The sequence below is a fragment of the Shewanella sp. 6_MG-2023 genome (assembly GCF_030547195.1).
Classification (GTDB): Bacteria; Pseudomonadota; Gammaproteobacteria; order Enterobacterales; family Shewanellaceae; genus Shewanella.
In genome coordinates, this window is record NZ_JAUOQU010000003.1 from 222,602 (window position 1) to 241,407 (window position 18,806).

An 18,806-nucleotide genomic window follows, 5' to 3' on the forward strand; every position below is an offset into this window, starting at 1 on the left:
GCTTGATTTAAGGGTGATTAATTAAAGTGATAATTAGCAATTCTAATTATCACTTTTTTTATGGGAGTCTGTCTGATGAGGCTGCTGACTGCATTACTACTCAGTCTACTTATATCGACTCTAACACCAGCATCACAAGCAATGACTGCAGAGCTACCACATGATGAAGTTCAACGCTTAGTTACATCCGGTAGCATTCGTTCGCTTGATTATTCCCTCACTTTACTTGCACAATACTGTCAGGGTGAATTAATTGATGCCAGCCTCTATCAAGAGGATGACAAATGGCGTTATGATTTACAGTTAAAGATAAAAAAAGGGCATATCATCCATTTATTTCTCGATGCTACAAATGGGATGCCAGAGTCAATTGACCAACTACCAAGTGAATGCCAAATAAATGAAACTGCTACTCGTTGAAGATAACACCCTCTTAGTTGCTGAGCTTGAAAAACAACTAAAACAAGCCGGCTACGTTACTGATGTAACCGATAAAGCTGTTGAAGCAGATTACCTCATCAAAGAAACTCAATACGATTGTGTGATTTTGGATATTGGCTTGCCTGACGGTAATGGCTTAACACTCGTCGAGTCTTGGCGTGAAAAAGGCATTGATACGCCGGTGATTATGCTCACTGCGCGCAGTCAGTGGCACGAGAAGGTCGAAGGCTTTAATGCGGGGGCTGATGACTACCTTGGTAAGCCTTTTCATGCTCAAGAGCTGTTAGCGCGAGTTCAGGCACTTATTCATCGTGCCCATGGCCGTCTTAATACCTCATCAAAGCAGTTGAGTTATGGTGGCATTACCCTTGATGAGTCAGAGCAACGAGTGCATATCGGTGACAAGCATTACGAATTAACCGCCATGGAATTTAGACTATTAAAAATATTTTTAATGTCGCCAAAGAAATTACTCTCAAAAGCACAACTTACCGATAAGCTTTATCAATTTGACGATGAAAAAGAATCAAATGTGGTTGAAGTATACGTTACCCATTTACGTAAAAAACTTGGTAAAACCGCCATTGAAACCCGCCGTGGCCAAGGGTATATTTTTCACGGCATTGTTGAATGATATCAATCCGCAGTAAGCTAAGTTTATGGCTTAGCGGTTTAATCATTATTGCCACCGTCATCGGACTCATATTATTTGAGTCCATGTTAAGACAAGCGTTTCATGACTCTATCATCAATCGTCTCGAAGAAGATTTAGAACACATCATTATCGCCAGCCATATCAATGCTGGTGAAATTATCATCGACCAAAACCAACTCTCCAGCTTTTACAAACCCGCCTATTCAGGTCGATACTTTCAATTTAACTCCGATGATCAAGTGATCCGCTCCCGTTCTCTATGGGATGTGCAATTAGATATCGAATTATTGCAGCATGATCAAACCCGGGTATGGCAAGCCAAAGGGCCAAAAAATAATGACATGCAGTTATTATCGATTGGTATAGGCTCAATCAATGGCGATAAAGTTGCCACCCTTACGGTTGCTCAAGACTTAAGTATTGGCCGGCGGGTCTTTAGTGAAGTGTTTGGCACTAAGTTGGCGATTAATATCGCCATGCTACTGGCAATGATTGGCGGTATTTTTATCATTCTACGCCAATCATTTAAGCCAGTTAAACACATTCAAGATTCACTGGCCAAATTACGCCAAGGTGAAATCGATGCCCTAGAAGTCACCAAGATTCCAGTTGAAATAAAACCTTTAGCTGAAACCTATAACGAATTATTAGATTACACCGCTAATCAAATTGAGCGCAGTAGAAATAATTTAGGTAATTTAAGCCACGGCCTAAAAACCCCATTAGCCGTGATGCAGCAACAAGTTGAAGTATTGGGTTTATCAAACCCGCAAGCGGCTAAAGCCATGCAGCAGCAATTAGACCTGATCCGCAACATGATCGAACGTAAGCTCACTGCAGCTAGAATTACTGGTGATATGCTGCCAGCAGCGCAAATGGTGGTGCCACGTGATTTTGAGGCGCTCATTAGCACTCTAGATAAAGTACATCACCATAAAAACATTCATTGCAGCATTGATGTCAGCGATGACATAAGTCGCCTGCCGATACACCGTGAAGATGGTATGGAGCTGTTTGGTAATTTATTAGATAACGCTTACAAGTGGGCAAATTCAGCGGTCAATTTGACGGTATCTCAGCAGCAACAAACATTAACCCTGTGTATCGAAGATGATGGCCCCGGCGTCAATGACGATCAAATCAGCCAACTGACCAATCGCGGTAAACGTTTAGATGAAGCCGTGTTAGGCCATGGGCTGGGGTTATCCATTGTAAAAGAAATTGTTGAGCAATATGGTTATCAACTCAAGTTCGAGCGTGGTGATGTGTTAAAAGGCTTACATGTTTGCATTATATTTGCCAATACCACCCCAGATGGTAGCGCCGTAACATAATCCCTTAATGGCGTACTAAAACCTTGCAACTTAACAATGAAAAATGCCAGATAAACTGACTTACTTGGCATTTTCATTAGCGGTAAAATTAACGCAATTCTACCGACTTAGCTAGCAGCATTATTTGACAGCATTAGTACTTTCAAAGATTTTGTCAGCAGACGCGGCGACAAAACCAGTATACAGGTCACCGTCAGCCATCGGATAACGACGGGCAAACTCATAGAAACAAGTTGGAATTTCAAGTTCGCCATCTGCAAAGCTGACCGCCATGCGATCTGCCATCGTTGATGACTGCTCTAATAGCACTTCAGCTGAACCTTTAATCTCACCACCAGCGGTGTTTAAGGTAAAGCCAGCAGCTTTTAGGGTTTCATTGACTGATTCAATGGTTTCAAAATCAGGCAGCTCATTAATGGAAACCGTAAAATGGTTAGCGCGATAACCAATGGCCGCAACCCAAGCTGCGTACTCGCTTTCTGCCAATAAGGTTTTGTAAGTGGCGATATCGACACGCCAATGACAGCCTGAATATAAAAAATTATCCGCAGTTGTCGCCGCAGCATCCACTTGATCAACTAAACCATGGATAATGCTTTGCACTTCAGGGCTAAACTCTTCCACTAACAGCTCAGAGATAAACACCTTAGGCTGGTTAGGGTCGGGATGTTCAAAATGCTTGGCAACCAACTTTTTCTGCTCAAAGTGATAATCACCGCTATCGACATAGCCAATTGACTCAAAGTGCGCCGCTAACACAGCAAGATTTACTTTTTCAATATTAAAGGTACGCAGGGCAATATGATCGTTAATGATCGGTTTTCCCTGCCCTAACAGTTGCTGAATGTTTGCCGCCGAGGGCGTCATATTGATGTAGTCTTGCCATAAAGCGGCGAATAAAGCGTTAACGTCGGTGTGCATGATAAAATCCTTCTTTAAAAAAAGGCAATGACTCAAGAGTTATTGCCTTAGTTGCAAAATGAGTGACTAGATAGATAAACCAGGGCTCAATTTAGCAGGTAGGCTAACACTATCCGCTTCCACAGAAGCCACAGGGTAAGCACAGTAATCAGCAGCATAGAATGCACTTGCACGATGATTACCTGATGCGCCAACACCACCAAATGGTGCTGCGCCAGATGCGCCTGTGATTTGCTTATTCCAGTTAACGATACCAGCACGAATGCGTGCTAAGAAGTAATCATAATCTTCTCGGCTATCCGCCAACAAACCAGCAGAAAGTCCATAACGCGTGTTGTTTGCCATCTCAATGGCATCATCAAAGGCTTGGTATCTAACTAATTGCAGCAATGGACCAAAGTATTCTTCATCAGGCAGCTCTGCAATTGCTGTCACATCAATTAACCCAGGAGACACTAGACCAGTCCCCGCTTCAACGTGAGTAAGCTCAATAAGCGATGTCGCACCTAATGCCAACAAGTTAGCCTGCGCGGCAACCATGCCTTTAGCTGCGGCTGCAGAAATCATCGAACCCATAAATGGCTGCGGCTGTGCATTCCAGCTAGCCACTTTGATTTGCTTAATCGCGGTAATAAGCTCAGCAATTAACGCATCACCTGCAGCGCCTTGCTGGATGTACAAACGACGTGCACAAGTACAACGTTGACCAGATGAGATATAAGCTGATTGAATAATATCGTGAACGGCCGCTTTAGTGTCTGTGACGTCTTTGATAATTAATGGATTATTACCCCCCATTTCAAGGGCTAAAATTTTGCCAGGATGCCCTGCATATTGCTGATGCAACAAGTGACCAGTACGAGAACTACCGGTAAAGAATAGTCCATCAATTTGCGGGTGCGAGGCCAATGCTTTACCGGTTTCAAGCTCGCCTTGAACCAAGTTAATCACACCTTGTGGCAAACCTGCTTTGTCCCAAAGTTTTAGCATTTCTTCAGCGACTTTCGGAGTTAGCTCTGATGGCTTAAACACCACGGTGTTACCCGCAAGTAAGGCTGGAACAATATGACCATTGGGTAAATGACCTGGGAAATTATAAGGGCCAAATACCGCAACAACGCCGTGCGGCTTATGACGTAAAACGGCGCGACCTGCAGGAATGTCATTAGTTTCTGTACCAGTACGCTTATCATGCGCTGCAGCTGATAAGCCAATTTTGCCTATCATAGCGCCCACTTCTGTGGCGGTTTCCCACTGAGGTTTACCGGTTTCTTGGGCTATCACTTCAGCAAGCTCAGCTTTGTGCGCTTCAAGTTCGCTGCGGTACGCTTCAACAATGGCTAAACGCGCCTCATAGCCAAGCATAAACCAGTCAAACTGCGCACTTCTTGCGGCATCAATGGCGCTATTAACTTGGGCTTCTGTCGCCGTTTTACCGCTCCAGATCACCTCACCATTTGCTGGGTTGAGTGATGTAATTTCATGACCTTCGCCATTAGACCATTGGCCTTTGATAAATTGTGTCATTTGCTGTTTCCTACAGTTCTAATACGCGAATTTGCTGGCCTTGCTCAACCATTAGCGCTTCAGCTAATTGTGGGCTTAAGGTGACGTTATCATGCTCTTGTGAAACTAAAATTCTTGCCGCTGTTGCGCGGTAATCCGCTAACAAGGTATTGGCGACAAGATATTGATGATCGGCATGAGGCATCTTTCCAATAGTGACCGTAAGTAGACGGCTTTGACTCACGGCGCGGATGTCGCTTAGCGCACACTCCACTGTTGGACCACCATCGAAAATATCGACGTAATTTCTAAATTTAAAGCCTTCAGCCTGCAATAACTTCAGCGCAGGTTTAGTATTTCTATGCACCTCGCCAATCACTTTTTGTGCTTTTTTTGGCAATAGGCATACATGTATCGGGCTTCTTGGCATCATTTCAGCCATAAAGGCCTTTTTACCTAACCCCGATAAATAATCGGCTTCGACAAAATCAATGCCTAAGAAATGATCTTGTAACCACTCATAAAAAGGTGAATCACCCTTTTCATCGCTTACGCCGCGCATTTCAGCAATTACAGTGCTGCCAAAACGTTGCTCATGTTGAGCGAGGAATAAAAAACGCGAGCGAGAAAGCATGCGGCCGTTATAGCCTCTGCGATATTCTTTATTTAAAAACAGCGTACATAACTCTGCAGCGCCAGTGTAGTCATGGCAAAGCGTCAGTGTTTCCACTTCGTTACGAACTGAGATTTGTTTAGAATGATAGACTTCAGTGCCTAAACGGTAATGATAAAAGGCATCTTCCATCCCGACAGCGGCTTCAATACCGCAGGTACCGACAACTTGATTGGTTTTTAAATCTTCAAGCACCATCAAATAACCTTCATCGAAAGGTTTCTCAACTTGCTTGGAAAAAGAAGCTTCAGCTCTAGCGATTTTAGAGCGTAATAGCTCTTCGTTGACTGGCAGGGAAGTGAACCCATGACCCGATTCAACGGCGACCTTGTAAAGTGCTTCGTAATCACTGCCACGAATCGGTCGTATGATTAGCATCTGACTCTCCTTGATAATCCAGTAATAAAAAGTCACCAACAAACAGACTTTTCATTACCGATAACCCAATAAAAAAGCGCAAGGTTTTACCCTTACGCTTTACTTATCTATTAACCTGCAACCACTTTAGCTACAGCACGTTCGAAACGTGCTAAACCTTCAGCGATATCAGCTTCTGGGATAACAAGAGATGGAGCAAAACGCACGACGTTAGCGCCAGCAATCAAGCTCATTAAGCCTTCTGCAACCGATGCAACTAAGAAGTCACGGCTACGGCCTGCATATTGCTCGTTAAGTACTGCGCCTAATAACATGCCTTTACCACGCACTTCTGAGAACACATTATATTTGGCATTGATTGCCGCTAAACCATCACGGAATAACTGTTCGCGATGCTTAACACCATTCAGTACTTCAGGCGTATTCACCACATCCATAACAGCATTACCAATAGCGCACGCTAATGGGTTGCCGCCATAAGTCGAACCATGAGTACCAATTTTAAGATGTGCGGCAATTTTAGCAGTGGTTAGCATTGCAGCAATTGGGAAACCGCCACCTAGGGCTTTGGCGCTGGTTAAAATATCAGGCACAATATCGGTGCCCATGTAGGCAAATAACTCACCGGTACGGCCAACACCTGTTTGCACTTCATCAAAAATAACTAATGCGTCATGCTTATCAGCAAGTGCGCGCACAGCTTTTAAGAATTCGGGGTCACCATTGATAATACCGCCTTCACCTTGAAGTGGTTCAAGCATGATGGCACAAGTGTTATCAGAAATTACCGCTTCTAGAGCGGCAATATCATTAAATGGTACATGAGTAACGCTTTGTGGTTTAGGCCCGAAACCATCAGAGTAAGCCGCTTGACCACCCACAGTAACAGTAAAGAAGGTACGACCATGGAATGCTTTATCAAAGGCGATGATTTGATCTTTTTGTGGGCCGTGATTATCTAATGCGTAACGACGGGCAAGTTTTAGTGCAGCTTCATTGGCTTCAGCACCTGAGTTAGCAAAGTAAACACGCTCAGCAAACGTGGCGTTAACCAGTTTCGTCGCCAGCTCTAATGCTGGCTCATTGGTCATTACGTTTGATAAATGCCACAGCTTTTCACCTTGTTCTTTTAGGGCGCCAACAAGTGCTGGGTGACAATGACCTAAACAATTCACTGCAATACCACCAGCAAAGTCAATAAACTCATTACCTTGTTGATCCCAAACTCGACTGCCTTCTCCGCGAACTGGGATTACGGCTGCTGGCGCATAGTTAGGCACCATGACTTCATCAAATTGGGCACGTGTTAAGTTCATTTCAACGCTCATTGCTTTTCGTTCCTTAAAGTTATTAGCGACACTTAAGTCACTCTATTCCGCTTGCTGTATTGATTTTGGTTTAAGTTGACTGCGGATGTTTGTATAGCTTGCAGGTCATTATTAGCTAAAACGTGATCAAAATACCAGTTTTTAGCGGTTAACTATTCATAACTTAAATGAATAATGCATAAAGAGTTAACAAACTTCACATACAAAGTGCTATTACAGCTTATTTTTAGCATAAATAGTCATAAAAAAAGTTATTTGGCCTCAAATAAGCTAGCTATTCATCATAAATGCATAACTAAACAAGATTTAGTCATACTTAAGGGGGATAAAGCCTGACTTTAAACTAAATTAAGCTTGCGGTAATTTTGCGATTTTAAACGGATCAGCTCTTGCTCGGTAAATTCATAATAATCAAATAACACTCGCTTCTCTTGCGGCTCAATTAAACGCGATTGCTCTAATATTAATACCTTGGCATAACAACTGGCTTTGGCAACGATAGCGCTTTCTGTGGAAAACTCGCTAAAGTGATAATTTAAATCGAGCTCTTTTAGCACTTGGGTTAGCTGGCTCTGGTTAAAATCCATTAAGTCCAATAATTGCCAATTAAGCTGCTCACCATAGGACATCACTTGCTCAAACACTTCCTCAGCTGGAAATGCTGAGGCCATTACCGCATCGTATAAGGTTTTATCCCCTTTGGCGCTGGTCTCACGTAGCCAGGTTCCCCATGTGTTTTCAAATTGTCTGGCGCTGGCATTTAATATAGTCGCTGCGCCTAATTGCTTCATCAAAGCTGCGCTATAAACCAATGCCACATCCTTTTGATGCAGCGCTGCCAATGCTTTGGCCGCTATGGCGGTGATCATGCTGTAACGCCATAACTTACGACTAGCCCAAATCAGGTTAGTATTGCCCGATGGCAGCCAATGCCGTAAACAAAAGTAAGGGATCACAGCTTGCAAATTTTCAATGCCAATATAATTAAGCACTAACTTAATGTCGGTTACTTTGACTTCTGATCGCTGCGGTCTGCGGTGACTCGAGGCTGGGCTATTGATTAAATTGATAAGATCGGTCGATAGCCAGCTGATATTTTCAACAAGCGATCGCACTCGGCGCAGATCAGGTTCTTTGTTAAGCAGTAAATCCAATAATAAAATATGGGACTCTTTTAAACCCGATTGCGCTAACATCTGCTGAGGTGAATTGAGCTGATGCTCAAGGGAGCTTATGACAGTGTTAGTCAATTGCTCTGATATGCGCTGTAACACCAACTGAGCCCGCGCTTGCTCTTCTAAACGTGCTTTAATGGCTAAACGTTCAACTTCAAGTTTATTGGCGTCATCTTCTAACTGCTTATCTAAGTCATCAAGCTGCGAGGGTAACTTTTCCTTACCCATAATCAGTTGCTTATACAGCCTGCGCTCAACTTCAATGACTTTTCCTGGCCTTACGCCACCTGCTACCGACACTGCCACAAATAAACTGCCTTTAATTCTGTGTTAGTTATATGAAAATTATATTTCAACTGCTGCTTATCGTTACAAATAAGGCCTCCAAATGGAAGCCTTATGGTTTAAATCAGCTTAAGTAAAACGCATCATTACTTTAGCTCTTGCTCAAACAATTTGTAGATACGACGATATTCATCTAACCAGCTTGATGCCTGTCTAAAGCCATGTGGCTCAACAGGGTAAATCGCGGTTTCAAACATCGGCTTTTCTAACTCAATCAAGCGTTGTACTAAGCGCACACTATCTTGGAAGAACACATTGTCATCGAGCACACCGCTCATGATCAGCAATGGTTTTTGTAAACCCTGTGCGTGTTCAATTGGTGAACTCTTTTCATAGGCAATGGGGTCAACATCTGGGGTATTTAAGATGTTAGAGGTATATGGCGCATTATAATGCGCCCAATCGGTGACCGGACGAAGTGCTGCGCCCGCTTGGAATAACTCAGGCTCATTAAATAACGCCATGAACGTTAAGAAGCCGCCATAAGAGCCGCCATAGGTACCTACTTTAGCGCCGTCAACATGACTGTTAGCCGCCATCCAGCTAACGCCGTCTTTTAAATCTTCAACTTCAGGATGACCCATATTGCGATACACAGCGGTGCGCCAATCGCGGCCATAACCTTTAGAACCACGGTAATCCATATCCATGACGACATAACCCTGTTGTGTTAATAAGTTATGGAACATGAACTCTCTGAAATAGCCAGAAAAACCATTATGGGCATTTTGCAGGTAACCCGCACCATGGTTAAAAATTACTGCAGGATATTTTTCAGCATTATTAGCATCATAGCCCTGAGGTAAATAGACTCTAGCGTAAATGTCTTTCGCACCATGAGTTGATGGTACTTTTACTACTTGAGGGGCTTGCCATGCATAATCTGCAAACGCTTTACTGGTGTAATGAGTTAACTGCTTAAGCTCGCCGCCAATTGGCTGCAAATACAGCTCATTAGGTTGGGTGGCTGTTGATGCCGTTAATAGCAACGATTGACCATTAGGGCTTAACTCATAATCAAGGGTACCTGTCCACTGGGTCAGCTGCTCAGTTTTACCGCTAGCAATCTCAACCCGATAAACATTATAAGTTCCAGGGTGGTCTTTGTTAGCACGATAATAAAGATGCGTCGCATCGGGTGATAAGGTCACTTGATCAACCACATATTCGCCATTGGTAAGTGCGCTGGTCTTGCCATTTTCACCTTTAACATAAAGCTGTGAATAACCAGACTCTTCAGATAAGTAATAGAATGACTCAGATGTTCCCACCCAACCAAATTGATTAAAGGTGTAGTTAACCCAAGCATCATCATGTAAACGGTGCTCTGTTTTTAGCTTGCCGGTTTCAAGGTTGACACTGGCGATCCAGCGATCTTTATTATCAACCGCTTCAATCATAACCAGCAATTTATTTTCAGATTCATGCCACTGCATCGGACTTTGACTCCAAGTCCAATCTTGCATCAGTTGCAATACCCGTGGCGATTTTTCGCTGTTATAACGCTCGCCTTTGGCTTTGGCATTTTCAGCTTTTACACTGGCTAACACGTCGGCATCGTAACCATCAAGACCTTCAATAGTGATATCTTTCTTAACGTGATCGACCAAGTCTAGGACCACCAATCGTTCACCTGGGTAACTGTCTTCAGCCACACGCGCCCTTGCAGGTACTGCATCAACATAGCCATCTTTACCTAGATAATTTGGCATGATGTCGTGCTCGCTGCGCCAGCTATAGTCTTTATCAACTAAGTTAACCACTAAGTAACGGCCATCAGCGGAAAGACTCATATCAGAGACTTTTTCATCATCGCCTAAATACCAAGTTTTAGCCGCAAAAGTCGGGTCTTGCGCCGCTAACTCCTCGGCATATTCAGCGCGGGTTTTACTCTTGTTATGCTGCAAAGCAACATAGGCAATCAAACGATGCTGTTGTTTGGCAATGTAAGATTCTGGATCGCTAACCCCTTTAGGGGCATTGGCCATTTGCACATCTGCTAGCTGCTCAGTTAACCCAGTCTGCAGATGTATCTTGAAGACACTATTACCTTGAAAATAAGCCAAATCGCCGCTACTAAGGAACTTAACCTCATCAATGGCAGTATTCACGCGGGTAAGCTGTTTTACGTCCCCTGACGCTAATTGCTTAACGAATATATTACCCTGATAGATATAGGCTTTTTGCGATTTATCTGCACTCAACACACCGTGCTTTTGATCAGTTAAATGCAACTGATTCAAGCTAATAAGACTTGCCTGAGTTTGACTCACGCCTTGCTGATAAACCTCAGCAATTGGCGCCTGATGTGCTTGTCGATTAAAATAAATTGACTGACTATCATCGCCCCAATAAGCATTTTTAGCTAACACACCCATCCAATCAGGGTTGGCCATGATCTGATTTAAGGTTAAAGGCTGTTCAACTTGAGGAGGTGTCGCAAGCGGCACTGTGTAACTTGAAGCTGCGTTAGAAATGCTTGGGGTGTTATTGCTAGTTGCGGTCGCGCTGCAACCAGAAATGATCGCTAAAGAAAGCGCACTAAGCGCAGTATTGCGCAGTAGCCTTGTCATATTGAATCCTTTGTCATCAAAGATGTTTGGTATATTCTCGCCTAAACGTTAACCACTGTTTGGCAAGTGCTTTTATTATTGCTCTTTTATATCATAAAAAAGGAGTAAACTTGTGAGCTTTTTTGGTCAAAGTTGTAACGGAAATTATTGATTATTGGAGAGGAAAGTAAGGTTAGCCGTTTAGAAGATGATAAAGGGATCCAAATGCGACTCATTGGCCCCAAATGAGCAAGTTAATAATTTAAAAAATTCTGTAGTAACTCAAGACCTTGTTCGGTCAAAATAGCTTCTGGATGAAATTGCACCCCAAATATAGGCAAACTATTATGGCGCATCGCCATGATCTCACGGCCATGAATTGGATCATCAAACCATGCATCAAGTTGAAAACCATCAGGTAAACTTTCAACTAGTAAAGAATGATAACGGGTAACTGTAAGTGGCTGATTAAGCTGTTTAAACAAGCCAGCTTCATGGTGATTTATCTTGCTGGTTTTACCATGCATCACTCTTTTAGCACGAACAACATTAGCGCCGAACACCTGTGCAATGGCTTGATGACCTAGACATACCCCTAAAATTGGCAGTTTACCGGCAAAGTATTCGATTGCTTGTAATGAGATCCCCGCCTCATTAGGCGAGCAAGGGCCTGGAGAAATAACCAAATGAGTTGGATTTAAGGCTTGGATTTCTGCAATGCTGATCTCGTCATTACGCTTTACCATAATCTCAAAACCTAGCTGCTGAAAATATTGCACTAAGTTAAAAGTAAACGAATCGTAGTTATCAATCATTAACAGCATTAAGGACCCTAAGTACAAGATTGCTTTATAAGAATAATTAATCAGGAAAGCTAAAATACCTGAATGGTGGCGGATAATAGCATAGCTTTGCTCAGTGCTTAAGCGTTTAGACCTATCGCTGGTTTTGTTGACTGTAACGTTTAATTGCTAGGTTATACTATAGCTCTATATCAGTGGCTCCTACCGCCATCTTAGGAAGGTAAACTATGGGAATGCAATTTTTAAATACACAAGTTTCAGGAACACAAGTCACACAGGTGGGAAATGTCAGTCTTTATTTTATTGGTGATATTTATGGTCGCTTAGACAAGTTAACCGATTTATTAGCCGAAATTGATTTTGATATCGATGATCCACAATCGAGTATTCAATTTGTTAAGTTAGTTTTTTGTGGCAACTTAATTGCGTCACACCAGCCTGCTCAAACCGATGCAGCCGCTATTGAGCACATCGCCTTACTCAACTTTATAAAACGGCTGGTTGATGAAGGTTATGCTTATTGTTTGCTTGGCATAAATGAGTTTAACGCCATAGGTTGGAGTAAACACCACCCGATCACAGACGAGCCTTTAGTTAGCGCGAGCAAGCTAGCACTCAATTCAGATAGCCTAAGCCAACAAGGCCCCTTTTTCCTATCGTTATTTGATCCCGCTGACGAATCAATTTATCAATGGATAGATTGGTTTATGTCATTGCCACTGTTTTTGGATTTTGGTCATATTCGCGCAGTGCATGCTTGTTGGGATCAACAAACAATCACAGCGTTAGCGCCGTATATAGAGCCAAGTCATACTTTATCACAGCAATATTGGCCCTGCGCGTTTGATAAAGATCACTCGCTCAATCATGCACTAAATATTATTTTGAATTACCCAACATTTGAGTTAACCGAGCAACACCCTCACTATCTGTTAACAGTTCCGGTAATAGTGGCTCATTATCCCTTAGACAGTTTCCCAGATATTCAAAATGAATACCTGGCTTGTGTTAATTACAACGCAGCGGTTGCCAACTACCCACTCGTGAGTTTTGCTTGGCATCAAGGTCGCAAAAAACAGCTTGAGGACGCCTGCGTATCTGATAATGCACAACTCAGCCTTGGCGAGTTTTGTTTTATTGACCAACCCACCCCAGAAGAACAGATTGCCAGTGGTGTTGAAGCATTGTTAGCGATGATGATAAAGCAACTGCCTAAGGTGGATATAAGCCCTGAAGCCTTATGCCAATTTCAACAGCAAGTGGATCTTTGCCTATGGCAAGACTGGGACCCTAGTGAGCAATTTCCTAATGCTCGCTATCGAAATCAGTACCAAACCTTTATCGAACCAATCGCCCAATTAGCATTAGCCATGGATAGCGAGCAGCTCTGTGCTTATCTGGCTATTTTGGCGCGATACCAGCTAGAAATTGAAAATGATAATTTGGAAAACCGTTGTTTAAAAGTCGCTTTCAAACTAACAAGATTAGCAGCCCATGCGCTTAAGCACTAGGACAGTTCAGTGGAGTGGAAGTAAAACTAGCAAGATAAGTTTAAGATGTTACTGAGACTTCAATAGCTGCTCACTATGCCACTCAGTAAATAACAGACAATAAAAAACCAGTTACTAATCTAGGACTAATAACTGGTTTTTTTATGATTTGAGCCGACTATTTAACAACCGTTAAATGAGCACGTCCTTTAGTTTTTTCAGAATCACCAGTTGGCTTTTCTTCAGTTGATACAGCAGTGTCAACAGTAGCATCTACGGTCGATTCTACTGTAGAAAATGCTCTTGTAGCAGGTGATAAATCTTCAGATTCATCTTCTGCCATATAAGCATCTTCCATATCAAACACGGTACCAGCACCATTTTCACGGGCATAAATTGCCACGATAGCAGCCATCGGTAAAACGACTTGCTGCGGTACACCACCAAAACGAGCATTAAACTCGACAAATTCATTGGTCATTTGCAAATTTCCCACAGCACCGCCAGCTATGTTAAGTACGATTTGACCGTCTTTAACAAACTCTTGAGGTACTTGAGTCCCTTTCACAAATGCATCCACGACAACATGTGGGGTAAAGTGATTATCCATCAACCACTCATAGTAAGCCCGCAACAAATATGGACGATTAGGGGTAATTGCTTTCATTACATGCCCATGCGCATTTCGCGCTCAACCTCAGTTAACGATGCTTTAAATGATTCACGTTCAAAAATACGTGTCATGTAAGCATGGATATCTTTAGAAGTACGGGCATCAAGGTTAATACCTAGTTCAGGTAAACGCCATAATAGCGGCCCTAAGTAACAATCAGAAAGACCAAATTCTTCGCTCATAAAGTATGGCATTTCAGCAAATACTGGCGCTAAAGCAACCAAGCTATCAGTTAACTCTTTACGAGCAGCATCAGCTTTGTCGCCACGGCGAATACGGGCAACCAATTCATACCAGTCAGTATCAATACGGTGCATCATTAGACGACTTTGTCCGCGAGCAACTGGATATACTGGCATCAATGGTGGATGTGGAAAGCGTTCATCCAGGTATTCCATGATAATGCGAGACTCATACAATACTAATTCACGATCAACTAAAGTCGGAACTGAGTTGTAAGGATTTACGTCAAGTAACTCCTGAGGCTTCTCGCTAGGGTCTACCTGTAATACATCAACAGTTACCCCTTTCTCAGCCAGTACGATACGTACTTGGTGGCTATATAAATCATCGGCACCTGAAAACAGTGTCATGATAGAGCGTTTGTTGGCAGCTACAGCCATTGATATCCTCCAGAAACGGAAAAACAAAACAAACGAGGGGCTAAGCCCCTCGTTTAGAGTATGCGAATAATGTATTTTACCCGTTATTCGTGTCTAGTGCACATCTTTCCAGTATTCTTTCTTCAACAAATAGGCAATGATGAAGAAAAAGAATAGAAATCCGAGTACCCACCAGCCTAAAGCTTCACGTTCAAGCTTCACTGGATCGGCTGAATATACAAGGAAACCGGTGATATCTCGCACCGCTTGATCGTACTCTTCTGCGTTCATAGAGCCACCAGTCGCAACTAGCGTTCCATCTTCTTGTTTTACAGAAATACCTTGTAAATCTTCAAGAACATGGGGCATACCCACCAATGGGAAAACAGTATTGTTTACCCCAAATGGACGACTTTCATCTTTATAAAAGCCTTTAAGGTATGAATAAACCCAATCGGCACCACGCACGCGAGCCACTAAAGTTAAGTCTGGTGGCGCTGCACCAAACCACTTAGCTGCGTCAGCTTCAGGGATAGAGTTTTCCATTAGCTCACCCACTTTAGCATCGGTGAACATATACTTGTTACGCATGTCATCAACTGAAATACCTAAATCTTCAGCAACACGGCCATAGCGTTGGTACTGGGTACTATGACAACCTGAACAGTATTGTTGAAATAAGTCTAAACCACGCTCTAATGACTCATTGTCATGTAGGTTGATTTCCGGATCAGGACTCTTAACAAATTCATTGTTGCCACCAGCCGCTATTGCTAGCGTTGGTAACAATGTAACTAATGCGATTAATAGCTTTTTCATTAGTGCGTCACCCTCATAGGAACTGGTTTTGTCTTTTCGTTTTTACTGTAAACCCACAGCGCCACGAAGAAGGCAAAATAAGTAAGTGTAAAGATACGCGCTGCAATAGTTAATGTAGGCGTAGCTGGAACCGCACCTAAATAACCTAGGATCAAGAATGAAACGGTAAACTGCGCAATGTTAATCTTATGAACAAGTCCACGATAACGAATCGACTTCACTTTACAGCGATCTAACCAAGGTAATACGAACAGTACCGCAATCGCGAGCCCCATACCGACAACACCTAAAAGCTTGTCAGGAATAGCACGCAAAATTGCATAGAATGGCGTGAAATACCATACTGGAGCGATATGCTCAGGGGTTTTCATTGGGTTAGCCGCTTCAAAGTTTGGCTTTTCAAGGAAGTAACCGCCACCTTCAGGCATAAAGAACAACACGTAACAGAAGACGATTAAGAAACCGGCGACGCCCATGATATCTTTTACTGTGTAATAAGGGTGGAAAGGGATAGCATCAACTGGCCAGCCATTTTCATCTTTATTCTTTTTAACTTCGACACCGTCAGGGTTGTTTGAGCCTACTTCGTGTAAAGCAATCAAGTGAAGGAAAACTAATACAACTAAAACTAGAGGCAGTGCAATAACATGTAATGCAAAGAAACGGTTTAGTGTCGCACCAGAAACAACATAGTCACCACGGATCCACAATGTGAGGTCATCACCAATAAATGGAATCGCACCAAATAATGAGATAATAACCTGTGCACCCCAGTAAGACATTTGTCCCCAAGGTAGCAAGTAACCCATGAAGGCTTCAGCCATTAGCACGAGGAAAATCAACATACCAAATAACCAAAGTAGCTCTCTAGGTTTTTGATAAGAACCGTAGATTAAGCCACGGAACATATGCAGATAAACCACCACGAAGAATGCCGATGCGCCCGTGGAGTGCATATAACGAAGTAACCAGCCGTACTCTACATCACGCATGATGTATTCAACTGAAGCAAAAGCGCCTTCAGCTGTTGGTACGTAGTTCATGGTTAACCAAATGCCCGTTAATAGCTGGTTAACTAAAACAAGTAATGCTAATGAACCAAAGAAATACCAAAAGTTAAAGTTCTTTGGTGTTGGATATTGACCAACATGGCGATTATAGGTCGCCGTCATTGGGATGCGAGCATCAATCCAATCAACGATATTCTTAACCATTATGCAGCTCCTGTGTCGACACCAATGAGTACAGTTCCATCATCGACATATTGATGCGGAGGTACAACTAGGTTCAATGGTGCTGGTACGCCCTGGAATACACGTCCAGCCATATCAAACTTAGAGCCATGACATGGACAGAAGAAACCAGCAGATACACCTTCTACTTGCTCACCAAAGCTATCTGGTAAATAAGTTGGTGAACAACCTAAATGTGTACAAATCCCGACAGCAATAAAGAACTCAGGCTTAATTGAACGTGCAGGATTAGCTGCATACGCGGGCTGTTGTAATTCTTCTGAAGCAGGATCGCGTAATTGACCATCTAATGAACTTAACTCATTTAAAATGGTTTCGGTACGACGAACAACCCATACAGGTTTACCACGCCATTCAACTCGAATTAATTGACCTGGTTCTACTTTACTAATGTTAACTTCTACCGGTGCACCTGCAGCTTTCGCTTTAGCGCTCGGATTCCATGACTTAATAAAAGGCACCGCTACAGCGACGGCACCAGCTCCACCAACTACGGCGGTTGCGGCTGTCAGGAATCTGCGGCGTCCGGTATCGACTGGCGCTTTGCTCATCCACTTATCTCCCAGAGGGTGTTGGAATTCTTATATTTTAATAACTTAGCAACATTAGAATCACTAACGGCTAAATCTATACTTTGAGGCGGGGCTCATTATAGCGAAAAATTAGAACCAGATCATAGTAATTCACACAACTAAGTTACGGGATTTGCGTGTTTTTTTTGCGATGAGCAAAAAATAAGCTACCGATTTGTTCAGTTGTTATGAAGATAAGAACAAACAAAATAGTTAAATTGCTGTAAATAAACAATATTTAATGAAACATACGCTATCTAAATTAGTCACAGCTGATTAATGGTATCAACTGGCAGAAATTCAATTTATTTCGCTGCACAATCTCAAAACGCAAAAAACCCGGTATAAACCGGGTTTTTAATTAACGCTAAATTTCAATTAATGAAATGTTGGCTTATTTACCATCGATAGATTTCATGTATTTGAAGAAATCACTGTCAGGTTCTAAAACCATAACATCACTATTGCCAGCGAAACTCGCCTTGTAAGCTTCAAGACTTCTTAAGAAACCATAAAACTCAGCATCTTTGTTATAAGCATCAGCATAAATCTTCGCAGATAATGCATCACCTTCACCACGAACCGTTAATGCTTTACGTTCTGCTTCAGCCACTTTAACTGTCACGTTAGCATCAATAGTTGCACGGATGATTTCAGATTGCTCTTTACCCTGTGCACGATGCTCTTTTGCTACAGCTTGACGTTCAGCACGCATACGCTGGAAGATACTGCTACTTACGTTGGCAGGTAAGTTGATTTGCTTAACGCGCACATCAACCACATCGATACCAAGATCTTGTGAGCTTTCAGATGCGTTTTCAAGTGCATTAATCTGCAACTCATCACGTTCACCTGAAACAATTTCTTTAATAGTACGACGACCAAACTCTGTGCGTAAGTCATTGTTGATTTTACGCTGTAACAGGCTTTCAGCTGTTGCAACATTACCGCCACCAGTGGACAGGTAAAACTTTTCAAAATCGCTAATACGCCACTTAACATAAGAGTCAACCATAAGGTCTTTTTTCTCTGAAGTAACAAAACGATCTGCAGCGCCATCTAAGGTCTGAATTCGCGCATCTAGATATTTTACTTTATCTATTGCTGGAATTTTAAAGTGTAAACCTGGTGCAAATACACGCGTGACAGGTTGACCTTCAACGTTATCTTTTAAGATCTCACCAAAGCGAGAAACGATAGCACGTTCACCTTCGTTAACGACCATAACAGATGAAAAACCAACACCTAAAATGATTACCAGAACAATCAGTCCTATTCTACCCATG

Annotated in this window: 17 protein-coding genes; 4 read left to right on the forward strand and 13 right to left on the reverse strand. The window is 42.6% G+C overall.

What is annotated here, in order from left to right; translation table 11 throughout:
• The first annotated feature begins 75 nt into the window (after window positions 1-75).
• The 3 genes from Q4533_RS03270 to Q4533_RS03280 are packed head-to-tail and all read left to right on the forward strand — an operon-like array spanning window position 76 to window position 2,430.
• Window positions 76-420 (forward strand): PepSY domain-containing protein, encoded by a 345-nt coding sequence (locus Q4533_RS03270; RefSeq protein WP_076538976.1) that lies wholly within the window; start codon window positions 76-78, stop codon window positions 418-420.
• Window positions 401-1,075 carry a response regulator transcription factor gene (locus Q4533_RS03275; protein WP_102439917.1) on the forward strand — a complete coding sequence of 225 codons (675 nt, stop codon included), beginning with the start codon at window positions 401-403 and terminating at the stop codon, window positions 1,073-1,075. Before Q4533_RS03270 ends, Q4533_RS03275 begins: the two co-directional genes overlap by 20 nt.
• Window positions 1,072-2,430, forward strand: coding sequence for an ATP-binding protein (locus Q4533_RS03280; protein WP_303501857.1), 1,359 nt, complete (start codon window positions 1,072-1,074; stop codon window positions 2,428-2,430). Before Q4533_RS03275 ends, Q4533_RS03280 begins: the two co-directional genes overlap by 4 nt.
• Window positions 2,431-2,550: 120 nt before the next feature.
• Here the strand turns inward: Q4533_RS03280 and Q4533_RS03285 are convergent, their stop codons facing one another.
• The 7 genes from Q4533_RS03285 to Q4533_RS03315 form a co-directional block, all read right to left on the reverse strand.
• Complete coding sequence (locus Q4533_RS03285) at window positions 2,551-3,351, reverse strand: DUF1338 domain-containing protein (protein ID WP_303501860.1); 801 nt, start codon at window positions 3,349-3,351, stop codon at window positions 2,551-2,553.
• 66 nt (window positions 3,352-3,417) lie between these two features.
• The gene (gene astD / locus Q4533_RS03290) at window positions 3,418-4,878 is read right to left on the reverse strand and encodes a succinylglutamate-semialdehyde dehydrogenase (RefSeq protein WP_303501863.1); all 1,461 of its coding nucleotides are present in this window, start codon (window positions 4,876-4,878) and stop codon (window positions 3,418-3,420) included.
• Window positions 4,879-4,888: 10 nt separating this feature from the next.
• Window positions 4,889-5,908, reverse strand: a complete 1,020-nt coding sequence (gene astA / locus Q4533_RS03295) for an arginine N-succinyltransferase (protein ID WP_102439921.1) — start codon at window positions 5,906-5,908, stop codon at window positions 4,889-4,891.
• A gap of 110 nt (window positions 5,909-6,018) precedes the next feature.
• Window positions 6,019-7,236 (reverse strand): aspartate aminotransferase family protein, encoded by a 1,218-nt coding sequence (locus tag Q4533_RS03300; RefSeq protein WP_102439922.1) that lies wholly within the window; start codon window positions 7,234-7,236, stop codon window positions 6,019-6,021.
• Window positions 7,237-7,574: 338 nt separating this feature from the next.
• A complete protein-coding gene (locus Q4533_RS03305) occupies window positions 7,575-8,717 on the reverse strand; it encodes an HDOD domain-containing protein (protein ID WP_102439923.1) in 1,143 nt (380 codons plus the stop codon).
• Between the two features lie 125 nt (window positions 8,718-8,842).
• Window positions 8,843-11,329 (reverse strand): S9 family peptidase, encoded by a 2,487-nt coding sequence (locus Q4533_RS03310; protein WP_102520641.1) that lies wholly within the window; start codon window positions 11,327-11,329, stop codon window positions 8,843-8,845.
• 233 nt (window positions 11,330-11,562) lie between these two features.
• Window positions 11,563-12,132 (reverse strand): aminodeoxychorismate/anthranilate synthase component II, encoded by a 570-nt coding sequence (locus tag Q4533_RS03315; RefSeq protein WP_102475911.1) that lies wholly within the window; start codon window positions 12,130-12,132, stop codon window positions 11,563-11,565.
• Between the two features lie 206 nt (window positions 12,133-12,338).
• On the opposite strand from Q4533_RS03315, the gene Q4533_RS03320 reads away from it, so the two are divergent.
• On the forward strand, window positions 12,339-13,622 hold the full coding sequence (locus Q4533_RS03320) for a hypothetical protein (protein ID WP_303501865.1): 1,284 nt from the start codon (window positions 12,339-12,341) through the stop codon (window positions 13,620-13,622).
• A gap of 157 nt (window positions 13,623-13,779) precedes the next feature.
• Here the strand turns inward: Q4533_RS03320 and Q4533_RS03325 are convergent, their stop codons facing one another.
• The 6 genes from Q4533_RS03325 to hflC form a co-directional block, all read right to left on the reverse strand.
• Window positions 13,780-14,268: a ClpXP protease specificity-enhancing factor gene (locus Q4533_RS03325; RefSeq protein WP_102439927.1), complete on the reverse strand. Its 489-nt coding sequence runs from the start codon at window positions 14,266-14,268 to the stop codon at window positions 13,780-13,782.
• Window positions 14,268-14,897 (reverse strand): stringent starvation protein SspA, encoded by a 630-nt coding sequence (sspA, locus tag Q4533_RS03330; RefSeq protein ID WP_076539012.1) that lies wholly within the window; start codon window positions 14,895-14,897, stop codon window positions 14,268-14,270. Before sspA ends, Q4533_RS03325 begins: the two co-directional genes overlap by 1 nt.
• Before the next feature lie 93 nt (window positions 14,898-14,990).
• The gene (locus Q4533_RS03335; RefSeq protein ID WP_102439928.1) at window positions 14,991-15,695 is read right to left on the reverse strand and encodes a cytochrome c1; all 705 of its coding nucleotides are present in this window, start codon (window positions 15,693-15,695) and stop codon (window positions 14,991-14,993) included.
• Window positions 15,695-16,909 carry a cytochrome bc complex cytochrome b subunit gene (locus Q4533_RS03340; protein ID WP_102520638.1) on the reverse strand — a complete coding sequence of 405 codons (1,215 nt, stop codon included), beginning with the start codon at window positions 16,907-16,909 and terminating at the stop codon, window positions 15,695-15,697. The genes Q4533_RS03335 and Q4533_RS03340 overlap by 1 nt, the downstream gene beginning before the upstream one ends.
• Window positions 16,909-17,499, reverse strand: coding sequence for a ubiquinol-cytochrome c reductase iron-sulfur subunit (gene petA, locus Q4533_RS03345; RefSeq protein WP_076539021.1), 591 nt, complete (start codon window positions 17,497-17,499; stop codon window positions 16,909-16,911). Before petA ends, Q4533_RS03340 begins: the two co-directional genes overlap by 1 nt.
• Before the next feature lie 415 nt (window positions 17,500-17,914).
• The gene (gene hflC / locus Q4533_RS03350; protein WP_102439930.1) at window positions 17,915-18,805 is read right to left on the reverse strand and encodes a protease modulator HflC; all 891 of its coding nucleotides are present in this window, start codon (window positions 18,803-18,805) and stop codon (window positions 17,915-17,917) included.
• Window position 18,806: the final 1 nt, after the last annotated feature.